Origin of the sequence: Acinetobacter sp. AHP123 (genome assembly GCF_023757925.1) — a bacterium.
Classification (GTDB): Bacteria; Pseudomonadota; Gammaproteobacteria; order Pseudomonadales; family Moraxellaceae; genus Acinetobacter; species Acinetobacter oleivorans.
Map to the genome: position 1 here is coordinate 927,358 of NZ_CP092454.1, position 23,831 is coordinate 951,188.

23 protein-coding genes, 2 tRNA genes, 1 rRNA gene and 1 pseudogene are annotated in these 23,831 nt (G+C 40.5%); 8 read left to right on the forward strand and 19 right to left on the reverse strand.

Annotation, left to right across the window (positions count from 1 at the left end; genetic code table 11):
- Window positions 1-103: 103 nt before the first annotated feature.
- The 4 genes and pseudogenes from MJX77_RS04420 to MJX77_RS04435 form a co-directional block, all read right to left on the reverse strand.
- Window positions 104-179, reverse strand: a tRNA-Ala gene (locus tag MJX77_RS04420).
- 55 nt (window positions 180-234) lie between these two features.
- A tRNA-Ile gene (locus MJX77_RS04425) sits at window positions 235-311 on the reverse strand.
- 59 nt (window positions 312-370) lie between these two features.
- A 16S ribosomal RNA gene (locus MJX77_RS04430) occupies window positions 371-1,908 on the reverse strand.
- A gap of 519 nt (window positions 1,909-2,427) precedes the next feature.
- Window positions 2,428-2,998: pseudogene (locus tag MJX77_RS04435) on the reverse strand (TetR/AcrR family transcriptional regulator).
- 88 nt (window positions 2,999-3,086) lie between these two features.
- Here MJX77_RS04435 and MJX77_RS04440 point away from each other — a divergent pair.
- The gene (locus MJX77_RS04440) at window positions 3,087-4,301 is read left to right on the forward strand and encodes an oxygenase MpaB family protein (RefSeq protein ID WP_252060632.1); all 1,215 of its coding nucleotides are present in this window, start codon (window positions 3,087-3,089) and stop codon (window positions 4,299-4,301) included.
- A gap of 67 nt (window positions 4,302-4,368) precedes the next feature.
- Here MJX77_RS04440 and MJX77_RS04445 read toward each other — a convergent pair whose 3' ends face one another.
- The 4 genes from MJX77_RS04445 to def form a co-directional block, all read right to left on the reverse strand.
- On the reverse strand, window positions 4,369-4,575 hold the full coding sequence (locus MJX77_RS04445; protein WP_224970396.1) for a hypothetical protein: 207 nt from the start codon (window positions 4,573-4,575) through the stop codon (window positions 4,369-4,371).
- A gap of 54 nt (window positions 4,576-4,629) precedes the next feature.
- Window positions 4,630-6,717, reverse strand: coding sequence for a TonB-dependent copper receptor (locus MJX77_RS04450; RefSeq protein ID WP_252060633.1), 2,088 nt, complete (start codon window positions 6,715-6,717; stop codon window positions 4,630-4,632).
- A 72-nt stretch (window positions 6,718-6,789) separates the two neighbouring features.
- Window positions 6,790-7,215 (reverse strand): DUF2946 family protein, encoded by a 426-nt coding sequence (locus MJX77_RS04455; RefSeq protein ID WP_252060634.1) that lies wholly within the window; start codon window positions 7,213-7,215, stop codon window positions 6,790-6,792.
- Between the two features lie 43 nt (window positions 7,216-7,258).
- Complete coding sequence (gene def, locus MJX77_RS04460) at window positions 7,259-7,789, reverse strand: peptide deformylase (protein ID WP_004795267.1); 531 nt, start codon at window positions 7,787-7,789, stop codon at window positions 7,259-7,261.
- A gap of 122 nt (window positions 7,790-7,911) precedes the next feature.
- Between def and MJX77_RS04465 the strand changes: the two genes are divergently transcribed.
- Genes MJX77_RS04465 through tsaC form a run of 3 tightly spaced genes read left to right on the forward strand, consistent with a single transcriptional unit; the run spans window position 7,912 to window position 10,839 of the window.
- The gene (locus MJX77_RS04465; protein WP_252060635.1) at window positions 7,912-9,066 is read left to right on the forward strand and encodes a LysM peptidoglycan-binding domain-containing protein; all 1,155 of its coding nucleotides are present in this window, start codon (window positions 7,912-7,914) and stop codon (window positions 9,064-9,066) included.
- Window positions 9,067-9,086: 20 nt separating this feature from the next.
- Complete coding sequence (dprA, locus tag MJX77_RS04470) at window positions 9,087-10,220, forward strand: DNA-processing protein DprA (protein WP_252060636.1); 1,134 nt, start codon at window positions 9,087-9,089, stop codon at window positions 10,218-10,220.
- A 49-nt stretch (window positions 10,221-10,269) separates the two neighbouring features.
- Window positions 10,270-10,839, forward strand: coding sequence for an L-threonylcarbamoyladenylate synthase type 1 TsaC (gene tsaC, locus MJX77_RS04475; protein WP_013199176.1), 570 nt, complete (start codon window positions 10,270-10,272; stop codon window positions 10,837-10,839).
- Window positions 10,840-11,230: 391 nt separating this feature from the next.
- On the opposite strand, the gene MJX77_RS04480 is transcribed toward tsaC, so the two are convergent.
- Entirely contained in the window at window positions 11,231-12,151 is a 921-nt protein-coding gene (locus MJX77_RS04480; RefSeq protein WP_252060637.1) for a DMT family transporter, read from the reverse strand.
- A gap of 111 nt (window positions 12,152-12,262) precedes the next feature.
- Window positions 12,263-12,916, reverse strand: coding sequence for a TetR/AcrR family transcriptional regulator (locus MJX77_RS04485; RefSeq protein WP_252061308.1), 654 nt, complete (start codon window positions 12,914-12,916; stop codon window positions 12,263-12,265).
- A 135-nt stretch (window positions 12,917-13,051) separates the two neighbouring features.
- Between MJX77_RS04485 and MJX77_RS04490 the strand changes: the two genes are divergently transcribed.
- The 4 genes from MJX77_RS04490 (at window position 13,052) to MJX77_RS04505 (ending at window position 16,459) form a co-directional block, all read left to right on the forward strand.
- Window positions 13,052-14,266 (forward strand): MFS transporter, encoded by a 1,215-nt coding sequence (locus tag MJX77_RS04490; RefSeq protein WP_005309158.1) that lies wholly within the window; start codon window positions 13,052-13,054, stop codon window positions 14,264-14,266.
- A 21-nt stretch (window positions 14,267-14,287) separates the two neighbouring features.
- A complete protein-coding gene (locus MJX77_RS04495) occupies window positions 14,288-15,052 on the forward strand; it encodes an AraC family transcriptional regulator (RefSeq protein WP_171430472.1) in 765 nt (254 codons plus the stop codon).
- A 121-nt stretch (window positions 15,053-15,173) separates the two neighbouring features.
- Window positions 15,174-15,719, forward strand: a complete 546-nt coding sequence (locus MJX77_RS04500) for a glutathione peroxidase (RefSeq protein ID WP_252060638.1) — start codon at window positions 15,174-15,176, stop codon at window positions 15,717-15,719.
- A gap of 143 nt (window positions 15,720-15,862) precedes the next feature.
- Window positions 15,863-16,459, forward strand: a complete 597-nt coding sequence (locus MJX77_RS04505) for a PM1805 family lipoprotein (protein ID WP_013199180.1) — start codon at window positions 15,863-15,865, stop codon at window positions 16,457-16,459.
- Between the two features lie 57 nt (window positions 16,460-16,516).
- On the opposite strand, the gene MJX77_RS04510 is transcribed toward MJX77_RS04505, so the two are convergent.
- The 9 genes from MJX77_RS04510 to MJX77_RS04550 form a co-directional block, all read right to left on the reverse strand.
- Entirely contained in the window at window positions 16,517-16,936 is a 420-nt protein-coding gene (locus MJX77_RS04510) for a F0F1 ATP synthase subunit epsilon (RefSeq protein ID WP_004795288.1), read from the reverse strand.
- A 17-nt stretch (window positions 16,937-16,953) separates the two neighbouring features.
- Window positions 16,954-18,348 (reverse strand): F0F1 ATP synthase subunit beta, encoded by a 1,395-nt coding sequence (gene atpD / locus MJX77_RS04515; protein ID WP_004795290.1) that lies wholly within the window; start codon window positions 18,346-18,348, stop codon window positions 16,954-16,956.
- A gap of 30 nt (window positions 18,349-18,378) precedes the next feature.
- On the reverse strand, window positions 18,379-19,248 hold the full coding sequence (gene atpG, locus MJX77_RS04520) for a F0F1 ATP synthase subunit gamma (RefSeq protein ID WP_002114131.1): 870 nt from the start codon (window positions 19,246-19,248) through the stop codon (window positions 18,379-18,381).
- A gap of 77 nt (window positions 19,249-19,325) precedes the next feature.
- A complete protein-coding gene (gene atpA, locus MJX77_RS04525; RefSeq protein ID WP_004795293.1) occupies window positions 19,326-20,870 on the reverse strand; it encodes a F0F1 ATP synthase subunit alpha in 1,545 nt (514 codons plus the stop codon).
- 46 nt (window positions 20,871-20,916) lie between these two features.
- Entirely contained in the window at window positions 20,917-21,453 is a 537-nt protein-coding gene (locus MJX77_RS04530) for a F0F1 ATP synthase subunit delta (protein ID WP_004795294.1), read from the reverse strand.
- A 12-nt stretch (window positions 21,454-21,465) separates the two neighbouring features.
- On the reverse strand, window positions 21,466-21,936 hold the full coding sequence (locus MJX77_RS04535) for a F0F1 ATP synthase subunit B (protein ID WP_004795296.1): 471 nt from the start codon (window positions 21,934-21,936) through the stop codon (window positions 21,466-21,468).
- Window positions 21,937-21,974: 38 nt separating this feature from the next.
- Entirely contained in the window at window positions 21,975-22,220 is a 246-nt protein-coding gene (atpE, locus tag MJX77_RS04540) for a F0F1 ATP synthase subunit C (RefSeq protein WP_000424060.1), read from the reverse strand.
- 84 nt (window positions 22,221-22,304) lie between these two features.
- Window positions 22,305-23,180: a F0F1 ATP synthase subunit A gene (gene atpB, locus MJX77_RS04545; RefSeq protein WP_004795298.1), complete on the reverse strand. Its 876-nt coding sequence runs from the start codon at window positions 23,178-23,180 to the stop codon at window positions 22,305-22,307.
- A 104-nt stretch (window positions 23,181-23,284) separates the two neighbouring features.
- Window positions 23,285-23,683 (reverse strand): ATP synthase subunit I, encoded by a 399-nt coding sequence (locus MJX77_RS04550; RefSeq protein WP_004795299.1) that lies wholly within the window; start codon window positions 23,681-23,683, stop codon window positions 23,285-23,287.
- Between the last annotated feature and the right edge of the window lie 148 nt (window positions 23,684-23,831).

A 23,831-nucleotide genomic window follows, 5' to 3' on the forward strand; every position in this document is an offset into this window, starting at 1 on the left:
TCAGGTCATGCTTAATACCGTGATACTTAAATCACAGAAGTTAATAAACCAAGATCTAAATCTTTATTTACTAATTTCTGTAATCCGAACTTCTCTTAAGTTCTGGTGGAGACTAGGAGAGTCGAACTCCTGACCTCCTGCGTGCAAAGCAGGCGCTCTACCAACTAAGCTAAGTCCCCAGCTTACATCATCAGTCATGTATCTTTTATCTATAACTTCAACCAGTCAAAGTCATGGTGGGTCTGACAAGACTTGAACTTGTGACCCCACGCTTATCAAGCGTGTGCTCTAACCAACTGAGCTACAGACCCTCAGATACATCTATGAAGAACAACTTGTTGTGGATTCTTACCAATCGTCAATCTTTCGTTAAGGAGGTGATCCAGCCGCAGGTTCCCCTACGGCTACCTTGTTACGACTTCACCCCAGTCATCGGCCACACCGTGGTAACCGCCCTCTTTGCAGTTAGGCTAGCTACTTCTGGTGCAACAAACTCCCATGGTGTGACGGGCGGTGTGTACAAGGCCCGGGAACGTATTCACCGCGGCATTCTGATCCGCGATTACTAGCGATTCCGACTTCATGGAGTCGAGTTGCAGACTCCAATCCGGACTACGATCGGCTTTTTGAGATTAGCATCCTATCGCTAGGTAGCAACCCTTTGTACCGACCATTGTAGCACGTGTGTAGCCCTGGCCGTAAGGGCCATGATGACTTGACGTCGTCCCCGCCTTCCTCCAGTTTGTCACTGGCAGTATCCTTAAAGTTCCCGACATTACTCGCTGGCAAATAAGGAAAAGGGTTGCGCTCGTTGCGGGACTTAACCCAACATCTCACGACACGAGCTGACGACAGCCATGCAGCACCTGTATGTAAGTTCCCGAAGGCACCAATCCATCTCTGGAAAGTTCTTACTATGTCAAGGCCAGGTAAGGTTCTTCGCGTTGCATCGAATTAAACCACATGCTCCACCGCTTGTGCGGGCCCCCGTCAATTCATTTGAGTTTTAGTCTTGCGACCGTACTCCCCAGGCGGTCTACTTATCGCGTTAGCTGCGCCACTAAAGCCTCAAAGGCCCCAACGGCTAGTAGACATCGTTTACGGCATGGACTACCAGGGTATCTAATCCTGTTTGCTCCCCATGCTTTCGCACCTCAGCGTCAGTGTTAGGCCAGATGGCTGCCTTCGCCATCGGTATTCCTCCAGATCTCTACGCATTTCACCGCTACACCTGGAATTCTACCATCCTCTCCCACACTCTAGCTAACCAGTATCGAATGCAATTCCCAAGTTAAGCTCGGGGATTTCACATTTGACTTAATTAGCCGCCTACGCGCGCTTTACGCCCAGTAAATCCGATTAACGCTTGCACCCTCTGTATTACCGCGGCTGCTGGCACAGAGTTAGCCGGTGCTTATTCTGCGAGTAACGTCCACTATCTCTAGGTATTAACTAAAGTAGCCTCCTCCTCGCTTAAAGTGCTTTACAACCATAAGGCCTTCTTCACACACGCGGCATGGCTGGATCAGGCTTCCGCCCATTGTCCAATATTCCCCACTGCTGCCTCCCGTAGGAGTCTGGGCCGTGTCTCAGTCCCAGTGTGGCGGATCATCCTCTCAGACCCGCTACAGATCGTCGCCTTGGTAGGCCTTTACCCCACCAACTAGCTAATCCGACTTAGGCTCATCTATTAGCGCAAGGTCCGAAGATCCCCTGCTTTCTCCCGTAGGACGTATGCGGTATTAGCATTCCTTTCGAAATGTTGTCCCCCACTAATAGGCAGATTCCTAAGCATTACTCACCCGTCCGCCGCTAAGATCAGTAGCAAGCTACCTCTCTCCGCTCGACTTGCATGTGTTAAGCCTGCCGCCAGCGTTCAATCTGAGCCATGATCAAACTCTTCAGTTAAAAATCATTTTGCACCTTATTAAAGACAAGGTGCCAATTCTGGCTCATCAATTTTCTGACTTAAATTTCGCTCAAATAAACTTCGAGTAATTTAAACCAATCAATCAATGATAATATTTCGATCGATCAATCAGTAAAAATCCACACAAGTTGTTCTTCAATTCTCTTAATGATCTTCTTCCTGGTTCGTCACCAGCAAGCTAGGTCGGCTATATTACTCTTAATCTCTTAAAAGTCAACAGGTAATTTCGATATTTTTAAAACTTAATCTCAAAACCAACTTCTCATCAAATTCATCACTTAAAGTAACCAACTTAATTCCAAGTAACTGTTTTTCAACAAGTTCTTATCTGCATCACCGCCGATGGATGTGCATTATAGAGCATTAACATCCCTTTGCAAGCGAAAATTAGAAACTTATGACTTGAGCGTTCACTTTTAAATCAAAAACCAATTTAACCTATTGTTTTATATAGGTAATTATTTTAATTATTTATTTTTGACTTAAATAAGCCAAGATCATGCTCGACAATTCGTGCTTAAGTTGTTGTTCTGATATAAGAAAATTGTTCTGACTCACATATCGCATCATCGTAAAAAGCGTACTATTAATAATTACAAAGGATTTATGCTTCACCTGTTCGAAGTCCCACTGATGAGGATTTCTACTAAATGTATATAGCCCGACTTCAAAAAAATGCTTTTCTAAAATCTGAGCAGCTTGCGAATGGCTATAGTCATGCCAATGTTTCAGCACTTCTATAAAAAATCCATGATCGGCTTTTAATGCATTAAACCCTAGCTCTATCGCCAAGGGGATGAGCAGGTCTAAAGGAATATTTCCTTGCTGCATAACTAGCTCTTTAAGTTGATGTCCTAATAGTTCACTTTTACGGCGTAATAGTTCTTCAACGATTTGATCTTTATTCTCAAAGTATTGGTAAATCGAACCTACACTTACTCCAGATTTCTCTGCAATTTTAGGAGTTGTAGTATGTAGTAAGCCATATTGGGCAATACAGTGCTGTGTCGCCTCTAAAATATGGTCAACAATAATTTTTGAACGCTGTTGCTGTGGGACTTTTCTCATCTGTTTTTTATTCGTTAAATGCGAATTGAATGCGAATAATTATTCATATTAGCCTATTTATTATTCAGATCAATAAGTAAGTAACGATATGCAAATGATTAGCCCGACTCGACTTGCTTCTTTTAATGATATGCAAGGCAGTAATTTCTTTACTCAGTTTTTAAATATCTGCTGTGAAAAACCAGTACAACCAAACTATACGGAATATGTATCTTTACAACGTGCTCTTTGCGAAGGGGACGTTGAAATGGATAAGCTGATTGATTGGGTTATGCAAAATCCCAAAGATCACCGAATAATTTTTGAGAAGATGTTATTTCAAGGCCGCGATGATCTATCTAAGTCGCTACCTACTGAGTTAGAAAATTTCTTTAATTACATTGAACAAAAGCCTGAATGGTTAGACCAGCAACAAATTGATGAGGCTATTAAATTTACTCATCGTTTAGGAATAAATAATGGTTTTATTCTTAGAGATTTATCTTTAATGGGGGGATATTTATATCCGGGATTTAATCAACCCCTAATTTTAACCGGGGCATTAAAGAAACAAGCGGGTACTCGTTTAGCAGAAACTACAAAATGGTGGGTTGATATTACTGAGCCTAAAGGTCTGTCCCGTTTAAGCGCAGGTTTTACATCAACAATCTATGTTCGTTTTATTCATGCACTTGTTCGTAGACAATTAGGAAAATCTGAACGTTGGGATCATGAAGTTTGGGGAATTCCTCTAAATCAATTTGATTTAGCCATGACTAATTTAGCTTTTAGCAGTGTAGTTTTACTTGGTATTAGAGCGTTGGGTATATGGCCAACAAAAGAAGAAGCTAAGAGTTTTTTACATTTTTGGCGTTATGTCGGCTGGTTAATGGGAATTGATGAAAAGTGGCTTATTCAATCTGAAACTGAAGGCTGGCGATTACTTTACTTGATGCAGTTTGCACACCCTCGTTCCGATCACAGCAGTATTGAATTAGGATCAAGCTTATCTAAAGAGCCTTTTGAGAGACAATATCTGCATTTGCGTTCTTTACAGCAGAAACTTGCTTATCGGCAACATTTAGAACTTACCCAATTTTTTATTGGTAAGAAAAGAATGAAACTACTCGGGTTGCCACAGCAGTCTGCTTCATGGTTTGCTTATTATTTGATTTTGCGTAATTCAGTACTTTATAACGGCGCAAAATTTTCACCAAAAGTTGAAAGGTTTTTAACTCAATCGGGTCGTAATTTACAAAAACTTGGCTTAACGCTTTATCAGAATCAAGGTAAGGCAAAAACCTTAGCAAGTATGCATCAATAATTTTTAAAACCTAAAAATAAAAAAGGAAGTCTGTTAACCAGACTTCCTTTTTCAAATATTAAGATGCTTATTGAGATGATGAACTATGCATTTCAGCGTGATTCATTTGCTCAGGTGTTTCCACCATTTGCTTATTTTTTTGACTTGGCATGTAGTCAGGCTCATTGTTGATCGCCACGTAAAAAATGATCATAAACAATAAGCTCAAGATACAAGCCACAATAAGTGACTTCCATCCCCACCATGATTGTTCAGGCGATAATTTATTTGTCATTTCATTTCTCTCATTCAATTAATATTTTCAATTCATTTCATTCGCTATAGCTTATTAAAACTTCATGCTCATACGAACCCAGTAATTTCTTCCGATATTGTTAAACTGCTCTTCGCTCGCAAATCCAAACCCTGCACTACCCGCTTTATTCAAGTGTTCGGTATAGGTTTTATCTAATACGTTATCGACACCAACAGAGACATCAATATCTTTACGAAGGTTGTAACTTCCGTTTAAAGAAAGAGTTGAAAAACCTTTACTTGGTTTGAGATCATACCCCACGATGTTACCTTGATGGAGACTCACACGGTTTTGCTCAGCAACAGCTCGCCACAACAGGCCTAAGTTATATTTATCAGCCACATAGCGAATATTCAAACGACCTTCTAAAGGGGAAATTTGAGGTAGCGGTTTGTCATCTGTGGTGTTTTTACCCCATGCATACATCGCACTCAAATCTGCCTGAATATGGTCGGTAAATTGATATCCAATACCAGCTTCCGCGCCTGCGATGGTTGCATCGACATTTTTGGCACCTGGTGTAATGCCGTGACTACCATGCCCACCATGCTCATTAGTATGCAAGTGACTATGATCATGATAATTCATCAAAATATAGTCATCTACTAAGCCTGCATAAGCAGAAGCCCATGTATTTAAAGCACCATGTTGCTGCTGGAACCCAATATCCAACTGCAGTGTTTTCTCAGGATTCACACCATTGAAGGTATTAGTTGTGCCAGCATTACCATGCTCAGGCGAGAAAAGTTCCCAATAATCCGGCATACGCTCTACATAACCCAAACCAATATAGCTTTTGAAGTCGAGGTCAGGACGTTGATTTTCCCAACGAACAAATGCACTTGGTAAAGTCTTTTCAAGCTTCGTATTAAATCCTTTTGATTCGGTGCGTTCGTCCTCAACTGTTACCCGATCTACACGCACACCTGTGACCAGTTTGTTGAGATCATTCCATTGATAGCCGAGTTCACCAAAAGCTCCGTATGACTGAAAGATCATATCCGTTACGCGAGGCTGATTGAGGTAGTTACTCCCCATACTACTGCGTGAGCTGTGTTTATTATTTTGAGTATCTACACCCGATATAAAGCTCCATTGATTCCATTCATTAGTCATCGCTAAACGTGCGTTTAATGTACGGCGTGCAACATTTGATGCCATTGGCATGGACATACCATCTTGTGGATTAAATTCACGCAAGCTGAAATTATCCATGACATGATCGTTATAGCTGTAGTTCACCTGCCCTTCAATTTTCTTAATGACATCAGTGATATTTTTCTTTTCAAAGCGTAGTCCTAAGCTTTCACGCGCAAACTGCGATCCGTCCATTGAACGTCCAGCATAAAGCGATTCACCATCAGATTTCCCACCCGTGAGTTCAATCCATGTGTCTTCATTTGGGGTGAAGCCAAGCGCTACATCAGCATTCCACTTTTTCCATGCTGAAGGCACGGTATTTCCATCACCGTCTTGATAACTATTAGACTCTGAATGGTTGGCATTTAAACGAATATATTTCTTCTCATCGCCAATTGCTGCTTCAACATTATGATCAATACGTCCATATGAACCTAGCAAAACACTCGCTTGTCCACGATAAGGTTTTTTAGAGGTGAGTTTCTCAGGCTGACGTTCAAAAAGCACTGTTGCAGCAGAACCTGTATTGGCATATTGAACAGTTTGTGGACCTTTAATGACAGAAATACGATCATAACTTTCTGGTGAAATATAAGAAGTTGGAGCATCCATACGGTTTGGACATGCACCTAGGTTTTCTGTTCCATCTGTCAAAATTTTGATGCGTGAACCAAACATGCCTCGGAAGGTCACATCACCATTTGTTCCACCGCTTTGTATTGAGTTAAAACCCATAATACTTTGTAGATAATCTGCCCCATCTGTAGCAGGTACTGGCTGAATTGGCTGTTTTGGGTCTGCATGTACAATCAGACCATTTGCATCGTTACCTTGTTGTGCTGTAACAACAATAGGCGCTAATGAGTGAAGTGTTTTGGTATCAACATCATTTTTTTCTGAATCAGCAAAAACTATACCCGAATGAGAGACAGCAAGCATCGCAACCCATAGAGGTTGTAATAAGAATTTAGAATGTGGCATTTTTATACGCTCTAAAACATAAATAAAGTGATATTGAAGTCAGTTAAGACCCCAACAAAAAATTGCTTTTATTTATGCAAATAGAGGCGGTGCGCGCCCTTGAGGGAGTAGGAAAAGTCGCTGTAGCGCAAAGTAAACATGTCGAAATGCTTGTTGATAGGCAACTAAGCGGACTTGTATGCGGACTAAAACTTCTTTTACACCAAACTCAGGTGGTAAAACCAGATTGGCATAGACAGTACAATATTGACACTGGTGATTTGCATCATGATGATCATGTTGCCCAGAAGCTTGTGCCTGTTCAATATGATGTTCATGATGTGAATGCACGGTATGTGACATGGTTTCCATTTGTGCTTTGGGTTTAAGCAAAGCACGAGTAATAGTTTCACAGACCGGAGCAATTTGATATTGCTTCGGTAATAGCGGCTGTAGAAATACCGCAACCTGTAAAAATACTGCTGCACATGCAAGCAGTAAACCACTACGAAAAACCAAAAATCACATCCACACTATATTAATGTTTCAAGAATAGAAATTTTTAACGTTTTACTGCAACTTTTTCACGCTCACGTTGACGAACAACTTTTTCGACTTTTTCTCGAGCACGCTGACGTTTAAGTGGCGACAAATAATCCACAAATAATTTGCCATTTAAGTGATCCATTTCATGTTGGATACAAACAGCGAGAAGTCCATCAGCTTCTATCTCAAATGCTTGACCTTCAAGGTTAATTGCCTCAATTTTCACACGTGACGGGCGCTCAACTTTGTCGTATATTTGTGGCACCGATAGGCAGCCTTCTTCGTACTGCTGCTTATCTTCTGTCAGTGGAGTGATTTTGGGGTTAATAAAAACCAAGGGTTCATCTTTAGCTTCAGACAAATCTATAACGATTAACTGAATATGACGATCTACTTGTGAAGCTGCTAAACCAATACCGGGTGCGGCATACATGGTTTCAAGCATATCTGCTGCAAGTTGACGAATTTCATCAGTAACTTCTTCAACAGGCTTAGCAATGGTACGAAGACGGGGATCAGGAAAACTTAAAATAGGTAATAAGGCCATACTGACGTCCTCACTTATGCCATTGATTGAAAAACCAAATGAAGGAAATACTTCATCGAAAAATTGTGTGTTAGCCGCCTATTATAACGCATCTGCACGCATAATTTTTAGGAATTATCATAATGAAAAAGGTTTTTAACGGCATGGTTGAATTTCATGCTTTGGGGATAAAAAAGCATTTACTTGCTTTCGCACTTTTTACAGGGGTTGCAATGGGTACAGTAGCAGAGGTTCATGCTGCTAGTCCAAACCATAATCCACCCTCTCTAAAAAGTAATGCACCACATGTCTACGTTGTAAAACGTGGAGATACGCTATGGGATATTTCCGGTCATTTCCTAAGTAAACCTTGGCGCTGGCCAGAAATCTGGGCAAATAATCAACATGTCAAAAATCCACACTGGATTTATCCTGGTGACCGATTGTTGTTATGCAGTTTAGCGGGTCGACCATTGATCGGTAAAGATGAGGGAGATGGTTGCATTGGCATTATTCGTCGCTACACAGGCCAAATGACAAACTTGCAACCTCAAGTTCGTGTGGAATCGCTTAACGACAATGTGCCTGTTATTCCACTTGAACATATCAAACAGTGGTTAGAACACAGCACAATTTTGCCAGCCGACGCAATTGAACACACTCCTTATGTAGTGGGAACTGCTGATCAACGCGTGCTTGCCGCAAGAGGCCAAACCATTTATGCACGTGGACAAGGTTTAGTTAATGGTCAACGTTATGCAGTCTACCGTGAAGGCGAACCTTATTATTTCACAGACAGTAAAGGTAAAAAGCATAGTCTAGGTATTGAACTGCAACAAGTTGCTTCAGGGATTGCGATCTCTTCTGAAAAGGACATAACAACGCTTGAGTTAACTGATAGCTACAATTCCGAAGTACGCCGTGGTGATCGGGTTATGCCAGAAGAAGAAGCTACATTACCTACTTTATTTTATCCGGTAGATGCCACTCAAGTTACAGATGCTGGCAAGATCATTCGTGTAATGGGTTCAATTGGCAGCGCTGCAAAAAATAGTGTGGTGACTTTGGACCGAGGTACAGCACAAGGGATTCAAGTAGGACAAGTTTTTGATATTACTCAAAAAGGTGAAACCATTCGAGACCCTAAAACCAAAGAACCAATACAGTTGCCTGGACAACAGATTGGTAGTCTGATGGTTTTCAGAACCTTTGATCAGCTTAGCTATGCCTACGTATTAGAAAGTGACCTACCTATTAAAGTTGGTTCAAGTATTCAGCCACCTCGTTTTGATGATTAACGCTGGATATACCATTTACAATGCTTACTCAACTTTCTTCACACCATTACCACACGCTTAAAGTGTGGTATTTGGTGCAACACTCCTTAGTTAGCTTCAAAAAAATTGTCAATTATTTTGGTAGCTGTGAAAAAGCGGTCCAACCTGCTGGGTTATCTCAATGGTGCAATCTCGGGTTACATACTAATCATTTAAAACGCGTAGATGAATTTCAAACTGCTCAGGGTCAGGCTCAGTTTGAAAAACTAATTGAGCAGATCCAGCAATATACCGACTTTATTTTAACGTCAGAAGACCTTGGCTATCCTACGCAATTACTACCTTATACAGACCATCCACCCATCATATTTGGGAAAGGCCAAGCGCAAGCTTTGTTACAACCACAAATTGCGATTGTAGGTAGTCGAAAACCAAGCCCGCATGGTCGTCAGGTTGCTTATGATTTTGCCTATTACTTAAGTGAAAAAGGATTTTATGTAAGTAGTGGTTTGGCATATGGGATTGACGAAGCTGCTCACCAAGGAGCTTCAGCACATCAACGTACGATTGCTGTGACAGGGACCGGTTTAGACAGTACCTACCCTGCTCAAAATAAAAAACTTGCAGAACAGATCTTGGCTCAAAACGGCGCCATCATTACTGAGTTTTTGCCCGGTACACCACCATTACAGCAACATTTTCCTCGTAGGAACCGAATTGTCAGTGGCCTGAGTTTAGGTGTGTTAGTGGTAGAAGCTACTTTAAAAAGTGGTTCTCTCATTACTGCGAACAAAGCTGCCGAGCAAGGTAAAACCGTATTTGCCATTCCTGGCCATATTTACAGTGAGTTTCATCAGGGCTGCCATCAACTTATTCGTGAGGGAGCCATTTTAGTCGATCATCCTGAGCAGATTATTGAAGATCTTGCTTTACCTACTCAATGGCAAAGTCAGCAACAGAAGTCAACTGAAGAGGTCGTGGTTTCTTGTGCCCCAGAAATTCCTGAACATTTGATTAACCTTTATCAGTCTTTAGACTGGGTCGGACAAAATATTGACCAGCTTGTCATACACCACTCTCAACCTGTGGCAGAACTCACCTCTTCACTCATGGAACTAGAACTACTTGGTTTATGTATGCAACAATCAGGGCTGTATTTACGTTGTCGCTCTTAGTGCTGGAGCACAATAGCAATTCTGTTTGATTGAAAGGAAGAGTATTACCATGATTACCACCTCAGTTACCGAAGCAGCCGAATGTTTACAACAAGGTCAAGTTTTGGCATATCCAACTGAGGCAGTTTGGGGGTTAGGTTGCGACCCTTTTAACGAACAAGCTTTTCAAAAGATTCTTGAGTTAAAGCAAAGGCCTATTGAAAAGGGAGTGATTTTATTAGCAGGTCATATTAGCCAAGTTGAGCACCTACTAACTTCGCTACCTCAAACAACCCAACAAGAAATCATTGATTGTTGGACGAATCATCAACCTTCAGAAAGAGCCACAACTTGGCTATTACCTGCTGGCGAACATATTCCTTCATGGATTAAAGGTGAACATCCACTTGTTGCTGTTCGAGTCACTACACATCCTTTGTGTGTGGCATTATGCAATGCTTTTCATGGTTTTATTGTCTCGACGAGTGCTAACCCAAGTGGGCAAGAACCTGCTCATTCACTACAAGATGCCTGCCAATACTTTGGTTCACAATTAAACTATCTCAATGGTGACTTAGGCCAAAGTCAGCAACCAAGTAGAATTATTAATGCTCTCACTGGAGAGATTATTCGCGCCTAATTTCAGACAAAAAAAAGCTCAGTTATATAGGGATAACTGAGCATAAAAAAGGATGGGTATATACCGCATCCAGAGGGTTTGGATATCTCTGCAACGAAAGATAATTTGCACAAAAAGCACGTCTTTCGTAGTGGTCGCTATTATGTAGTAAGAGATCAAATGAGAGAAATATATTATTTCTCTAAAAAAAGCATGAAAAGTGTAGGGAATTTACGAATTTTCGCTTATAAATTAAAATTATATTAATATTTTTACTCGGCTTTTTTAATATTTATATTTCAATCTATTCTTATAAAATATTTATAAATCATATAGAAAAACTTTAACTAAGAAAAAAATGGCATATTTTCATTAGTTTTTTTAAAAATATGCCATAGTTTTTTTAACGACTTTAGTTTTGCTCTTGCATTAAGCTGCTCTTTTTAGGACTGACTTTTTTCTGAGCCATAATGATACCAATTAAGATAACAATCCCACCTATTGTGTGATAGATAGTCCATTGCTCAGATAACCAAATGCTTGCAATAACTGCTGTAAAAACAGGAACCAAGTTCATAAAAATACTTGTTCTATTGGGACCCAATTGTTGAACAGCCAACATCCAAACTAACGGTGCAATCAGTGAAGCAAATACACCTGCATAAATAGCACTTGGCGCATTTTGTGCATTTAAAGCATCTAGTCCAAACCAAAAAATTAAAGGCAGATGAAATATTACAGAGAATCCAATCTGAACATATAAGCTTGTCATGATTGGAAGTGGAAGCTGCCATTTTTTAAGGAAAACGCCATAAAATGCATAGAAGAATACGGCAATAATCATTAAGGCATCACCAAGATGCCCGCCTCCACTTAATAAGTGGTTAATATTCCCTTGGGACATGACATAAAGCAAACCTGCGAAAGATAAAATGCTGCCAAAAACTGCAAATCGATTAGGCACATCTTTTAAAATCGCAAGCGACACAAAGATCGTAAAGATAGGAATAAATGCATTCACAATGCCCATATTGGTTGCACTGGTATAATGGGCAGCCGTATAAGCAAGCCCTTGATAAAGCACCATCCCAAATGCACTTAACACAGCCAGCTTAGGTAAATATGGTATTAATAATCGTCTTTGTCTCCAAACAGGCAAAAGCATAAATGGAGTCAAAATAATAAAGGCAATTAACCACCGATAAAAACTAATACTTACCGGAGAGATATAATCCGAGACATAGCGGGTGACTACAATATTTAAAGACCAAATCAGTACTGCCAAAATGGGGAAAATAAATGCCCATTTGTGATATTTCATGACCTGACTCATAGTAATACACCATCTACAAAAGAGATTTTATTTTGAAGAATGTCTTAATAAATTGAAATATCGTATTTCCGACATTGATATTGAACTTAGGACATCATCTTTTTCTATAATCTAAAATAATGTCCAAGCTTTCACAGCATGACCTACCACTTTATGTAATTGCTCGCTACTCGCACCATCTCTCGCTTGAATAGTCAGCCCTTGAATGACAGTGGTATAAAAATCAGTTATTTCCTGTAAAGGAGCATGAGAAGATAAATCCCCTTGCTCTACTCCTTGTTGAAGGCGTTTTAATAATTTTTCTTTTGTCTTTATGCGCTTATCTAATAGATTCTGCTGTACATCTTGAGTTGCATCAGAGCAATTCATAGCAGCAACGACCACCATACAACCTGCTGGCTTATTCGGCTGAACCAATCTTTTAACAATGTCATAAAGATATAACTCAACAGCAATTTTTGCAGTTTTTGCTTCTACAAATATAGTGTCAATCGGACATCCTTCATGAGCTAAATAGTAATCAACACATCTGTAAAACAGCCCTTCTTTGTCGCCGAAGGCACTATATAAGCTCGGTGCTGTAATTTCCAAAGCTTGTGTTAAATCACTAATAGACGTTGCTTCATAACCATGCTCCCAAAACAGCAACATTGCTTTTTGCAAAACCTGTTGTTCATCAAAGCATTTAGGACGTCCACGCTTTTTTTTCAGAGCGTCTTCTGTAACAGCTAAATTCGTTTCATGCCTATTTGTCATAAAGATCACATCTATTTTTATAACAATCGTTATTAAATTAATTGACGTTCGATTTTTTATCAACTATTTTATTTTCATAATGATCGTTAGTTAATTAATAAATTGCCTTTCTTCACTCTAAATTTAGCCAAGTAAGGATTTCCTATGGACCAATCTTCTATTTCTAAAGCGCGACCCACGACCTCCCCTCAAGGGAGCTGGTTTGCCATTTTGGCCGTTGCGATTGCAGCGTTTGCATTAGTAACAAGTGAATTTTTACCTGTTGGTGTTTTAAATAGTGTTGCAACAGATTTAAATATTTCTGTAGGTACAGCCGGTCTTATTATTACTGTACCCGGCATTATGGCAGCAATTGCCGCCCCTCTATTACCTGTATCTGTGAAGCAACTTGATCGGCGTTATGTGCTTATCTTGCTGACAGCCATTATGGTTATTGCCAATACCATTACTGCCTTTGCAGAAAACTTCCATATTTTATTACTCAGTCGCTTAATTTTAGGGATTTCGATTGGGGGCTTCTGGGCGACAGCAATTGCTTTAAGTGGGAAATTAGCTCCCTCGCATCTTCCTATTGCGAAAGCAACAGCTGTAGTGATGGCTGGTGTAACTTTTGCGACAGTTTTAGGTGTTCCGATTGGAACATGGTTAAGTGAGTTTTATGGTTGGCGCAGCGCTTTTGGAATTACAGCAGGAATTGGTTTAATTGTTTTAATCTTACAATTAATCTTCTTACCTAAACTTGTTCCCGACTCCGCAATTCATATAAGAGATTTGCCAGCACTATTACGCACCCCTAAAGCACGTAGCGGGATGTTGATTGTTTTACTGATTGGACTTGCTCATTTTTGTGCCTATAGCTATTTAGCACCTTTCTTCAAAAATATTGCAGGCTTTAACGGCACAACAATTAGTTCATTACTATTGCTCTATGGAATTGCAGGTATTTTTGGAAATGCATTTGCCGGCTATAGCGGCAATTTAAATGTCCGATATACACTTGCCTTTGTTAGTGCTTGTTTTGCAATTGTATTTTTTGGATTCCCACTTTTTGCCATTCATGAATTTGGTGCTATTGTCTTAACAGCTTTATGGGGCTTCGCATTTGGCGCTTTCCCTACCTCAGCAAATATTTGGATGTTTGTGCATGCACCAAATGCAGTTGAAAAAGGTATGCCTCTTTTTGTAGGTATGTTTCAGGTGATGATTGCGACAGGTTCATTATTAGGTGGATATGTAGTTGATCATTTCAATGAAAATACTTTAATTTATGGTGTATTAAGCTTTGTTGCACTAGCATTACTGAGTACATTTACCTTAGCAAAAGGTTTAAATAATCCTAAAGCGACTTGTGAAAATTAAAATATTATTCAGAGTAAATAAATGAAAAATGAGGACCAACAATTTTCTTTATTGAACAGTATAGAAGTTCATGAGTTTCTATACCAAAAAGAAGATATTGTTCGTCCTCATGCATCTCTCTGGGGTGATTTTAATTTCAGTTTGAATGGCATTTTGGAAATGCAAGTAGAGGAACAAATCTACTTGTCTCCCCCAAGCTATGGGCTTTGGATTCCGCCTCAAACAGTTCATCAATCCACTCATATTGATCATGAAATTCACTATATCTGTATTCGACTACACCCTAGCCTCTGTTCTATTTTAGGTGACGTCTGTAAATGCTTTAGTATTCAGCCTTTCTTTCGAACCTTAGTTTTACAAATTTTGGAACAGCAAAAACAAATCGAAAAACCTGAATATTTAGAGCATCTTTTACAAGTTTTATTCGATCAACTTAAACAAGCTCCTGCATATTCACATTATTTACCGCAAACGCGACATCCTGTTTTATTGCCTATACTAGAAAAACTCTCAGACCCATTACTTTTTGATCACTCTTTACAGCAGTTGCTTCAAAATTTCTCGGTCAGTGATCGCCACTTATTACGTTTGAGTCAACAAGAACTTCAGCTTTCGTTGTCGGAATGGCGTAACCGAGCCAAAATTGTTTATGCTATTCATCAGATCCGCCAAGGGACATCCATTAAGCGTTTAGCATACGATTTAGGTTATCAACATAGCTCAAGTTTTATCGAGTTTTTTAAACGTTATACTGGGCAAACGCCTATACAAATTAGAAATAACTAGAATTTAGTTTATCTTTTAAAATCTTTTTCTTTTTTGAACACGAATATTATTGCACTGCCCATCAATAGCAGTTAAAACAAATGCGTTACTTGATATCAATTACAATCTTTAGGAAAGACTCATGACACAATCTGTATATCACATTCCAGTAAAAGCCATTTCAGGTGAAACGGTTGACCTCGAACAATACAAAGGTAAAGTTTTACTTATTGTAAATACTGCTTCTAAATGTGGTTTAACTCCACAGTACGAAGGTCTAGAAAAGCTTTATCAAGAAAAAAAAGATCAAGGTCTTGAAATTTTAGGTTTCCCTGCAAACAACTTTAAAGAGCAAGAACCAGGTTCTGATGAAGAAATTCAGCAATTCTGTTCATTAAATTACGATGTTCACTTCCCTTTATTTTCTAAAGTATCTGTTGCAGGTGAAGATAAGCATCCACTTTATGCAACTTTGACATCAGCTCAACCAGAACGTACTGGTGAAGGACCTTTCCGTGAACGCTTAGAAGGTTTAGGTATTCCAACTAATCCAGCTCCAGAAGTTTTATGGAACTTTGAAAAATTCTTAATTAATAAAAATGGCGAAGTAGTGGCTCGTTTTGCTCCAAACCTAACTGCTGATGATGAACAAATTGTTAAAGCAGTTGAAGCAGAGTTAGCAAAATAACGGTTTTAAAAACGTGAAAAAGAGCGTTTTCTACGCTCTTTTTTATTATCTGATCAAAGTGTTGTTTGTTTGCAAAAATACAATCTTTCTCCATATTTTATGCCTATAGTAGCTATTTGCTTTATTTGATGTTGTTTGTAGTTATGAAAAAAGTTTTACAGGGTGCATTTCTTCCTTTTGTAATTTTTGCCTCAGGCATGCTTTTACTCGGGTGTGATCAAGCACGAGATCATGCTACTGAACAAGAAAATACTGAAATAAGTGAACAGGCATCTGATCAAGCTATTGAACGACAAGAATCAGATATTGCTCCTAGCAAAACTGAACTCAAAAGCGGCAATATTTTTTATATGGTCCGAGATGCTGCTAATTTACAGCTTAAAGCTGGAGATTATGTTGAACAGCTTAAAGACACTCAACTTGACGTTGAACAAGCGATTCAAGATAAGAATCAAAGTGAATTAAAAACAACTATTTCAACTTTAAAACAGCAATTACAAGGTTTAAATCAAGCTCTTCTCACTTTAGATATCAAAAGTCAGGAAATTGAGAATATTCGCCAAAGTTTACTCCATGCCAATCAACAAGCTCTTAGTATGCCGTTATTAAATGGGAAATTAGATCAAATCAATTTTGACCAAATTGAAAAACAGCTGAATACTATTCAAATGGATATGGTGAAGCTTGCTGCCATGATTATGGCTGGAGATGAAAAATCAGACTCAAAAACTGAATCTTAAAAATTAACTTATAAAAAAAGCCACCTTACGGTGGCTTTTTCAATCTCGAACCGCGTCTTATTGAGCGCGGTTTTTGATTTTACGGATTGTTTCAAGCTGGCCTGAAATCTCTGATAGAGATGCCAAAGCAGCAGCTGAGTCCAAATCACTCTTTTGGTTCGCAAGCAATTGTTCAGCATTTTTACGTGCTTCTAAAATTGCAGCTTCATCCAAATTGTCTGCACGGATTGCAGTATCTGCAAGAACCGTTACAACATGAGGTTGAACTTCTAAAACACCGCCAGATACATAGACGATTTCTTCTGTACCATTTTCCAACTGAACACGAATCGGGCCCGGTTGAAGCAAGGTTACGAGTGGAGCGTGTCCTGGCAAAATACCAAGCTCACCACCAGCACCTTTCGCGATTAACATCGTTACTGCGCCAGAGTAAATAGACTCTTTAACACTTACGACATCACATTGCATAGTCGCCATGAGATGATCTCCTTAAATTAGAGTTTCTCAGCTTTAGCAATCACTTCGTCAATACCACCAACCATATAGAACGCTTGTTCTGGGATGTGATCGTATTCACCAGCTAATAGACCTTTAAAGCCACGAATCGTTTCTTTAAGTGGTACTAATTTACCAGGAGCACCAGTAAACACTTCAGCTACGTGGAATGGTTGAGAGAAGAAACGTTGGATTTTACGCGCACGGTAAACAACCAATTTATCTTCTTCAGCTAACTCATCCATACCCAAGATTGCGATAATGTCTTTAAGCTCTTTATAACGTTGCAATACGTTCTGTACAGAACGAGCAATTTCATAATGCTCTTGACCAACAACTAATGGGTCTAACTGACGTGAAGTTGAGTCAAGTGGATCGATCGCTGGATAGATACCAGAAGATGCGATGTCACGGCTCAATACTACTGTTGCATCTAAGTGAGCAAATGTAGTTGCAGGCGATGGATCTGTTAAGTCATCGGCAGGTACATATACTGCTTGGATCGATGTGATCGAACCAGATTTAGTAGATGTAATACGCTCTTGAAGAACACCCATTTCTTCTGCAAGTGTAGGTTGGTAACCTACCGCAGATGGCATACGACCTAACAATGCTGATACTTCAGTACCTGCAAGTGTATAACGGTAGATGTTGTCGACGAATAATAATACGTCACGACCTTTACCATTTTCGTCTTTTTGATCACGGAAGTATTCAGCCATAGTCAAACCAGTTAACGCTACGCGTAAACGGTTACCTGGTGGCTCGTTCATCTGACCGTAGACCATTGCTACTTTGTCAAGAACGTTAGAATCTTTCATTTCGTGATAGAAGTCGTTACCTTCACGAGTACGCTCACCAACACCAGCAAACACAGATAAACCTGAGTGAGCTTTCGCGATGTTGTTGATCAACTCCATCATGTTAACGGTTTTACCAACACCCGCACCACCGAATAAACCAACTTTACCACCTTTTGCAAACGGGCAAAGTAAGTCAATTACTTTAATACCAGTTTCTAAAAGATCAGTAGAAGCTGCTTGTTCAGCATAAGAAGGTGCTTCACGGTGAATCGGCAAACGCTCTTCAGTCGCAACAGGACCTGCTTCATCAATTGGGCGACCCAAAACGTCCATGATACGGCCAAGCGTAGCTGGACCTACTGGAACAGAAATCGGTGCATTTGTGCTGGTTACGTTAAGGCCACGTTTAAGACCTTCTGTAGAACCCATTGCGATGGTACGAACAACACCATCGCCAAGCTGTTGCTGAACTTCTAATGTAGTTTCAGTACCGTCAACTTGGAGAGCGTCATAGATCTTAGGAACGCTATTGCGCTCAAACTCGACGTCGATAACCGCGCCGATGATCTGAATGATACGACCGCTACTCATTGCTGTCTCCTCAATTCAAACTTAATAATGTTAAACGGCAGCGGCACCGCCAACGATCTCGGAAATTTCCTGAGTAATCGCGGCTTGACGCAGCTTGTTGTAAATGAGTTGTAGGTCTTTAATCAGTTGTCCTGCGTTGTCTGTCGCTGCTTTCATCGCGACCATACGAGCTGACTGCTCACATGCAACGTTTTCAATCACACCTTGATAAACCATAGACTCGATATAGCGAACCAACAAACCATTTAACAATTCTTCTGCTTCTGGTTCGTAGATATAGTCCCAACCATAAGTACGGTTGAGATCATCGCCTTCTTCTGCTGGTGCTAAAGGAACAAGTTGTTCTACTTTAGGCTGCTGAGTCATTGCATTAACGAAGCCATTTGATACGAGGTAGATACGATCTAATTCGCCCTTATCAAATGCATCAAGCATAACTTGTACTGAGCCAGTTAACTGTTCCAAACTCGGCGCATCGCCAAGTTGGGTAGTTGCACCAAGCACTTTACCGCCGTAATTCTTAAAAAACGAAACCGCTTTTTGACCAATTAAAGCAAATTCAACTTCAATTGACTGCTGCTGTTGTGCTTTGACATGCTGCACAACTTTCTTGAACAAGTTAATGTTCAAGCCACCTGCCAAACCACGATCTGAAGACACTACGATATAGCCAACGCGCTTAACTGGGCGATCAACCATATAACGGTGTTTGTATTCAGGGTTTGCTTGGACCAAGTGAGCAATTACACGGCGCATATTATCGGCATACGGACGGCCCTGAGCCATGCGCTCTTGCGCACGACGCATTTTAGAAGCAGCTACCATTTGCATCGCGCGAGTAATCTTTTGCGTGCTCTTGATACTAGCTACTTTGGCGCGAATTTCTTTTAAATTTGCCATACGCTTAACCTAGTATTCGAAAGCTCTTTCGAGCTTCCGAAGGTTGATCCGTGAACCAAACTTAACTAAAACTGAACTTAGTAAGTTTGAGTCGCTTTAAAGCTTTCAATACCTGCTTTGATTGCTGCTTCGATGTCTTTGTTGTAATCACCAGTTTCATCGATTTGTTTCATCAACGGAGCATATTCAGCGCGGAAGTAAGAAATTAACGCAGCATCAAAGTCTACGATTTTCTTAACTTCTACGTCAGCCATATAGCCTTCGTTAGATGCATAAACAGAAACAGCTTGGTCAGCAATTGAGTAAGGAGCATATTGCTTTTGCTTCATTAACTCAGTTACACGTTGACCATGTTCAAGTTGCTTACGAGTTGCTTCATCAAGGTCAGAAGCGAACTGAGCAAACGCAGCCAATTCACGGTATTGTGCTAAAGCAGTACGGATACCACCAGACAATTTTTTGATGATCTTAGTTTGAGCAGAACCACCAACACGAGATACAGAGATACCCGCGTTCACAGCAGGACGAATACCTGCGTTGAATAATGATGTTTCTAAGAAGATCTGACCGTCAGTAATCGAAATTACGTTCGTTGGTACGAATGCAGATACGTCACCTGCTTGAGTTTCAATAATTGGCAATGCAGTTAAAGAACCAGTTTTACCAGTTACTGCGCCATTAGTGAATTTCTCAACGTAGTCAGCAGATACACGAGAAGCACGTTCAAGAAGACGTGAGTGAAGATAGAATACGTCACCCGGATACGCTTCACGACCTGGTGGACGACGTAAAAGTAATGAAATTTGACGGTAAGCAACTGCTTGCTTAGACAAATCATCATAAATAATAAGAGCGTCTTCACCGCGGTCACGGAAGTATTCACCCATTGTACAGCCAGAGTACGGAGCTAAGTACTGCATTGCAGCAGGATCAGCAGCCGCAGCAGCGACAACAGTTGTATACGCCATAGCGCCAGTTTCTTCTAGCTTACGTACAACGTTTGCAATTGTTGATTGTTTTTGACCAATCGCAACGTATACGCATTTAATGCCAGAGTTTTTCTGAGCGATAATCGCATCGATCGCCATCGCTGTTTTACCAGTTTGACGGTCACCAATAATCAACTCACGCTGACCACGACCCACAGGAATCATGGTATCAACTGATTTGTAACCAGTTTGAACAGGTTCGTCTACAGATTGACGCCAAATTACGCCTGGTGCTACTTTTTCAACAGCATCAGTTAATTTTGCATCAATTGGGCCTTTACCATCAATTGGGTTACCCAAAGCATCGACAACACGGCCAAGAAGTTCCGGACCAACTGGAACTTCAAGTACACGACCTGTACAACGAGCTTTTTGACCTTCTTGAAGGCTTAAGTAGTTACCTAAGACAACGGCACCCACTGAATCCTGTTCTAGGTTCAGTGCCATACCAAATAAGCCGCCGTCAAATTCGATCATTTCACCGTACATTGCATCAGCAAGACCGTGAATGCGCACGATACCGTCGGATACCATAACAATGGTACCTTCGTTTTTAGCGGTCGCGCTGGTGTCCAGATCGCTGATACGCTGTTTAATGAGCGCACTGATCTCGGATGGATTCAGTTGTTGCATTGCGCTATTCCTCAATCTTTTATTAGTTCAGTCTTCATCATTTGCATTATGCAAGAAGACGAGTACGCATTTTTTCAAGCTTGTTAAGCGCAGAATCATCTATCACTTGATCGCCTGCACGAATTACAACACCTGCAATAAGCTCAGGTTTAACTTCAACTGAAACAGTTACAGTACTGTTGAAACGCTTTTCTAAAGCAGATTTCAACAATTGCTCTTGTTCAGCAGTTAATGGGAAAGCCGATTCAATCACGACATCCACATTGTTGTTATTCTGTGATTTAAGCTGTTCATATTCTGCTTCAATTTCAGGTAACAACATTAAACGATCGTTATCTGCAAGAAGTGTCAAAAAGTTAGACACTGCTTGAGATTGACCTTCACCTAAAACTTTAGCAAAAAGCTTCACTTGCTCCACAGGAGTAAGTTCAGGGCGATTTAAATAAGCGGAAAATGCTTCGTCTTGCACCGCAGCACTGAGCACTTGTAACGCATTCGACCAATTGTCTGTTGCACCCTGCTCAGAAGCATAAGCAAATGCTGCTTTGGCATACGGACGTGCCAACGTCAAGAGTTCAGCCATGATTCGCCTCTCTTAAAGTTTAGCAGCCAGCTGAGACAGCATGGCATTATGAGCTTCTGCGTCAACTTGCTGGTTCAGGATTTTTTCTGCGCCAGTTACTGCCAAGGCAGCTACTTGTTGACGTAATTCTTCGCGAGCAGAATTGATATCTTGATCAACAGCTTCTTTAGCCTGTTGACGAATACGCTCACCTTCAGCCGCAGCTTGAGTACGAGCTTCTTCGATCAATTGTGCTGCACGACGGTTTGCTTGTTCGATCAATTGAGCCGCTTGTGCTTTAGCCGCATCAAGCTCTTGCTTTACTTGCGATTGTGCATCGGCAAGATCAGCTTTCGCTTTTTCTGCTGCATTTAAGCCATCAGCAATTTTACGCTGACGCTCACTAATCGCATTGATTAGTGGTGGCCAAACAAACTTCATGCAGAATGCAACAAAGAATGCAAACGCAATCGCTTGACCAATCAATGTGAGGTTGATATTCATTGCAATTCCTCAAATAGTGGATTTAGGAATTAAGATGATTAACCTACAAATGGATTAGCGAAGATGAAGAACAAGCCAATACCAACACCGATCATAGGCACAGCATCAAGAAGACCCGCGATTAAGAACATACGAGTTTGAAGTTGTGGAGCCAATTCTGGTTGACGAGCAACAGCTTCTAAAAAGCGACCACCCAAAAGACCAAAACCAATCGCAGTACCTAAAGCACCGAAAGCGATCAAGATAGCAGATGCAATTGCAACTAGACCTAAAGTGAGTTCCATGAAAAATTCCTCAGAGGTTAGGTTATTACCAAATTAAATTAAAAAAATTCAGCCCAACCATCGTTTGATAGTTAGGCAATACCATTAATGTTTTTCGCTTGCCATGCTCAAGTAAACGATGGTAAGCATCATAAAGATGAATGCCTGCAACGTGATTACAAGAATGTGGAAGATCGCCCAAGGCACAGACAACGCCCATTGAATCCAGAACGGCAATAAAGCAATTAGGATAAAGATCAACTCACCGGCATACATGTTACCGAATAGTCGGAGAGCTAATGAAATCGGACGAGCAAGGAATGTTACCAATTCCAAAATCAAGTTCACTGGAATAAGCAACGCTTTTGCAACTGGATTACTTGGGTTAAATGGGTTAAGTGCCAATTCACCAACGAAACCACTAACACCCTTTTCGCGGATGCTGTAGAACAAGATAAGTACAAATACAGATAAAGACATACCTAAAGTAATGTTTGGATCTGTAGATGGAACGATCTTGAAGTAAACGTGGTGAGGGTCCATACCAAATACGTTTGCACCTACAAACGCTGCAACTTGAGGAATCCAGTCAACTGGGATCAAGTCCATTAAGTTCATGAGGAAAATCCACACGAAAATAGTGAGTGCAAGCGGAGCGATTAAACGTGATTTGCCATGAAAAGTATCACGGACACTTGAGTCAACAAACTCGATGATCATTTCAATTGCAGACTGGAATTTAGTTGGAACACCTGCATTAGCAGCTTTCGCAACGATCCAGAACATCAAACAGAAAATAACACCAAGGCCAATTGACCAACCCATTGAATCCAAGTGAATTGCAGTGAACCCCATCGAATGAGCTTCTTCAGCAGTCTCAGCCAATTTCCATGTACCGTCTGGCATTTTGCCATAGGTCATATTGGTCAAGTGATGCTTGATATACTCTGTCGAAGTGAGGGCATGTTCTTCAGCAGCCATAAATCACACCTGGTCAATGTCAATTACTAAAAAGAAGGGAAACGAACATCGGCGCACTGTCGATATCTCGCTACCCTCCAAAAAATCTTCAATTCTTCTTGTTTCTACACCCGTTTTTGTAGACGTGACACCCAAAACGGAGCGACCCACGACATTGTCTGAACGAGAATAAAACCAAACAGCAATGCTAACGGTGATAAAGGTTTAACATTGCTCAAAATCAAAATAAATCCAACGATCATGATTGCAAATTTGCCTAACATGCCCCTATACATGTTAGACAGCACTTGTTTTGATGCTCTCGCACCTGCTGTTCTGAAGGATTGCCACGAGAAATAACTCATAGCAAGCCAGCAAACCAGTGCACCAAGTGCCGCACTTAATGCTGCTGTCATGTCTTTTATGCTCCACGCCACTAGGGCGGAAACAGGGATCATACATGCTTGTAAGAAGACCAAAGCTTTTGCTAATCGTCGGTCAATCAAGCGACTAGTTTGGCTCATTATTTATCCACTCACAGCATAAATGCTTGACAAGTTTAGCTGATGATCGCTTTTAATCGCAGGCATTATAGAGTTACACCCCTGAACATGCAATCTTTTCCCGACTTTAGTCGGGGTTTTTCATGACAGGTGGTGCTGACGCTACAGT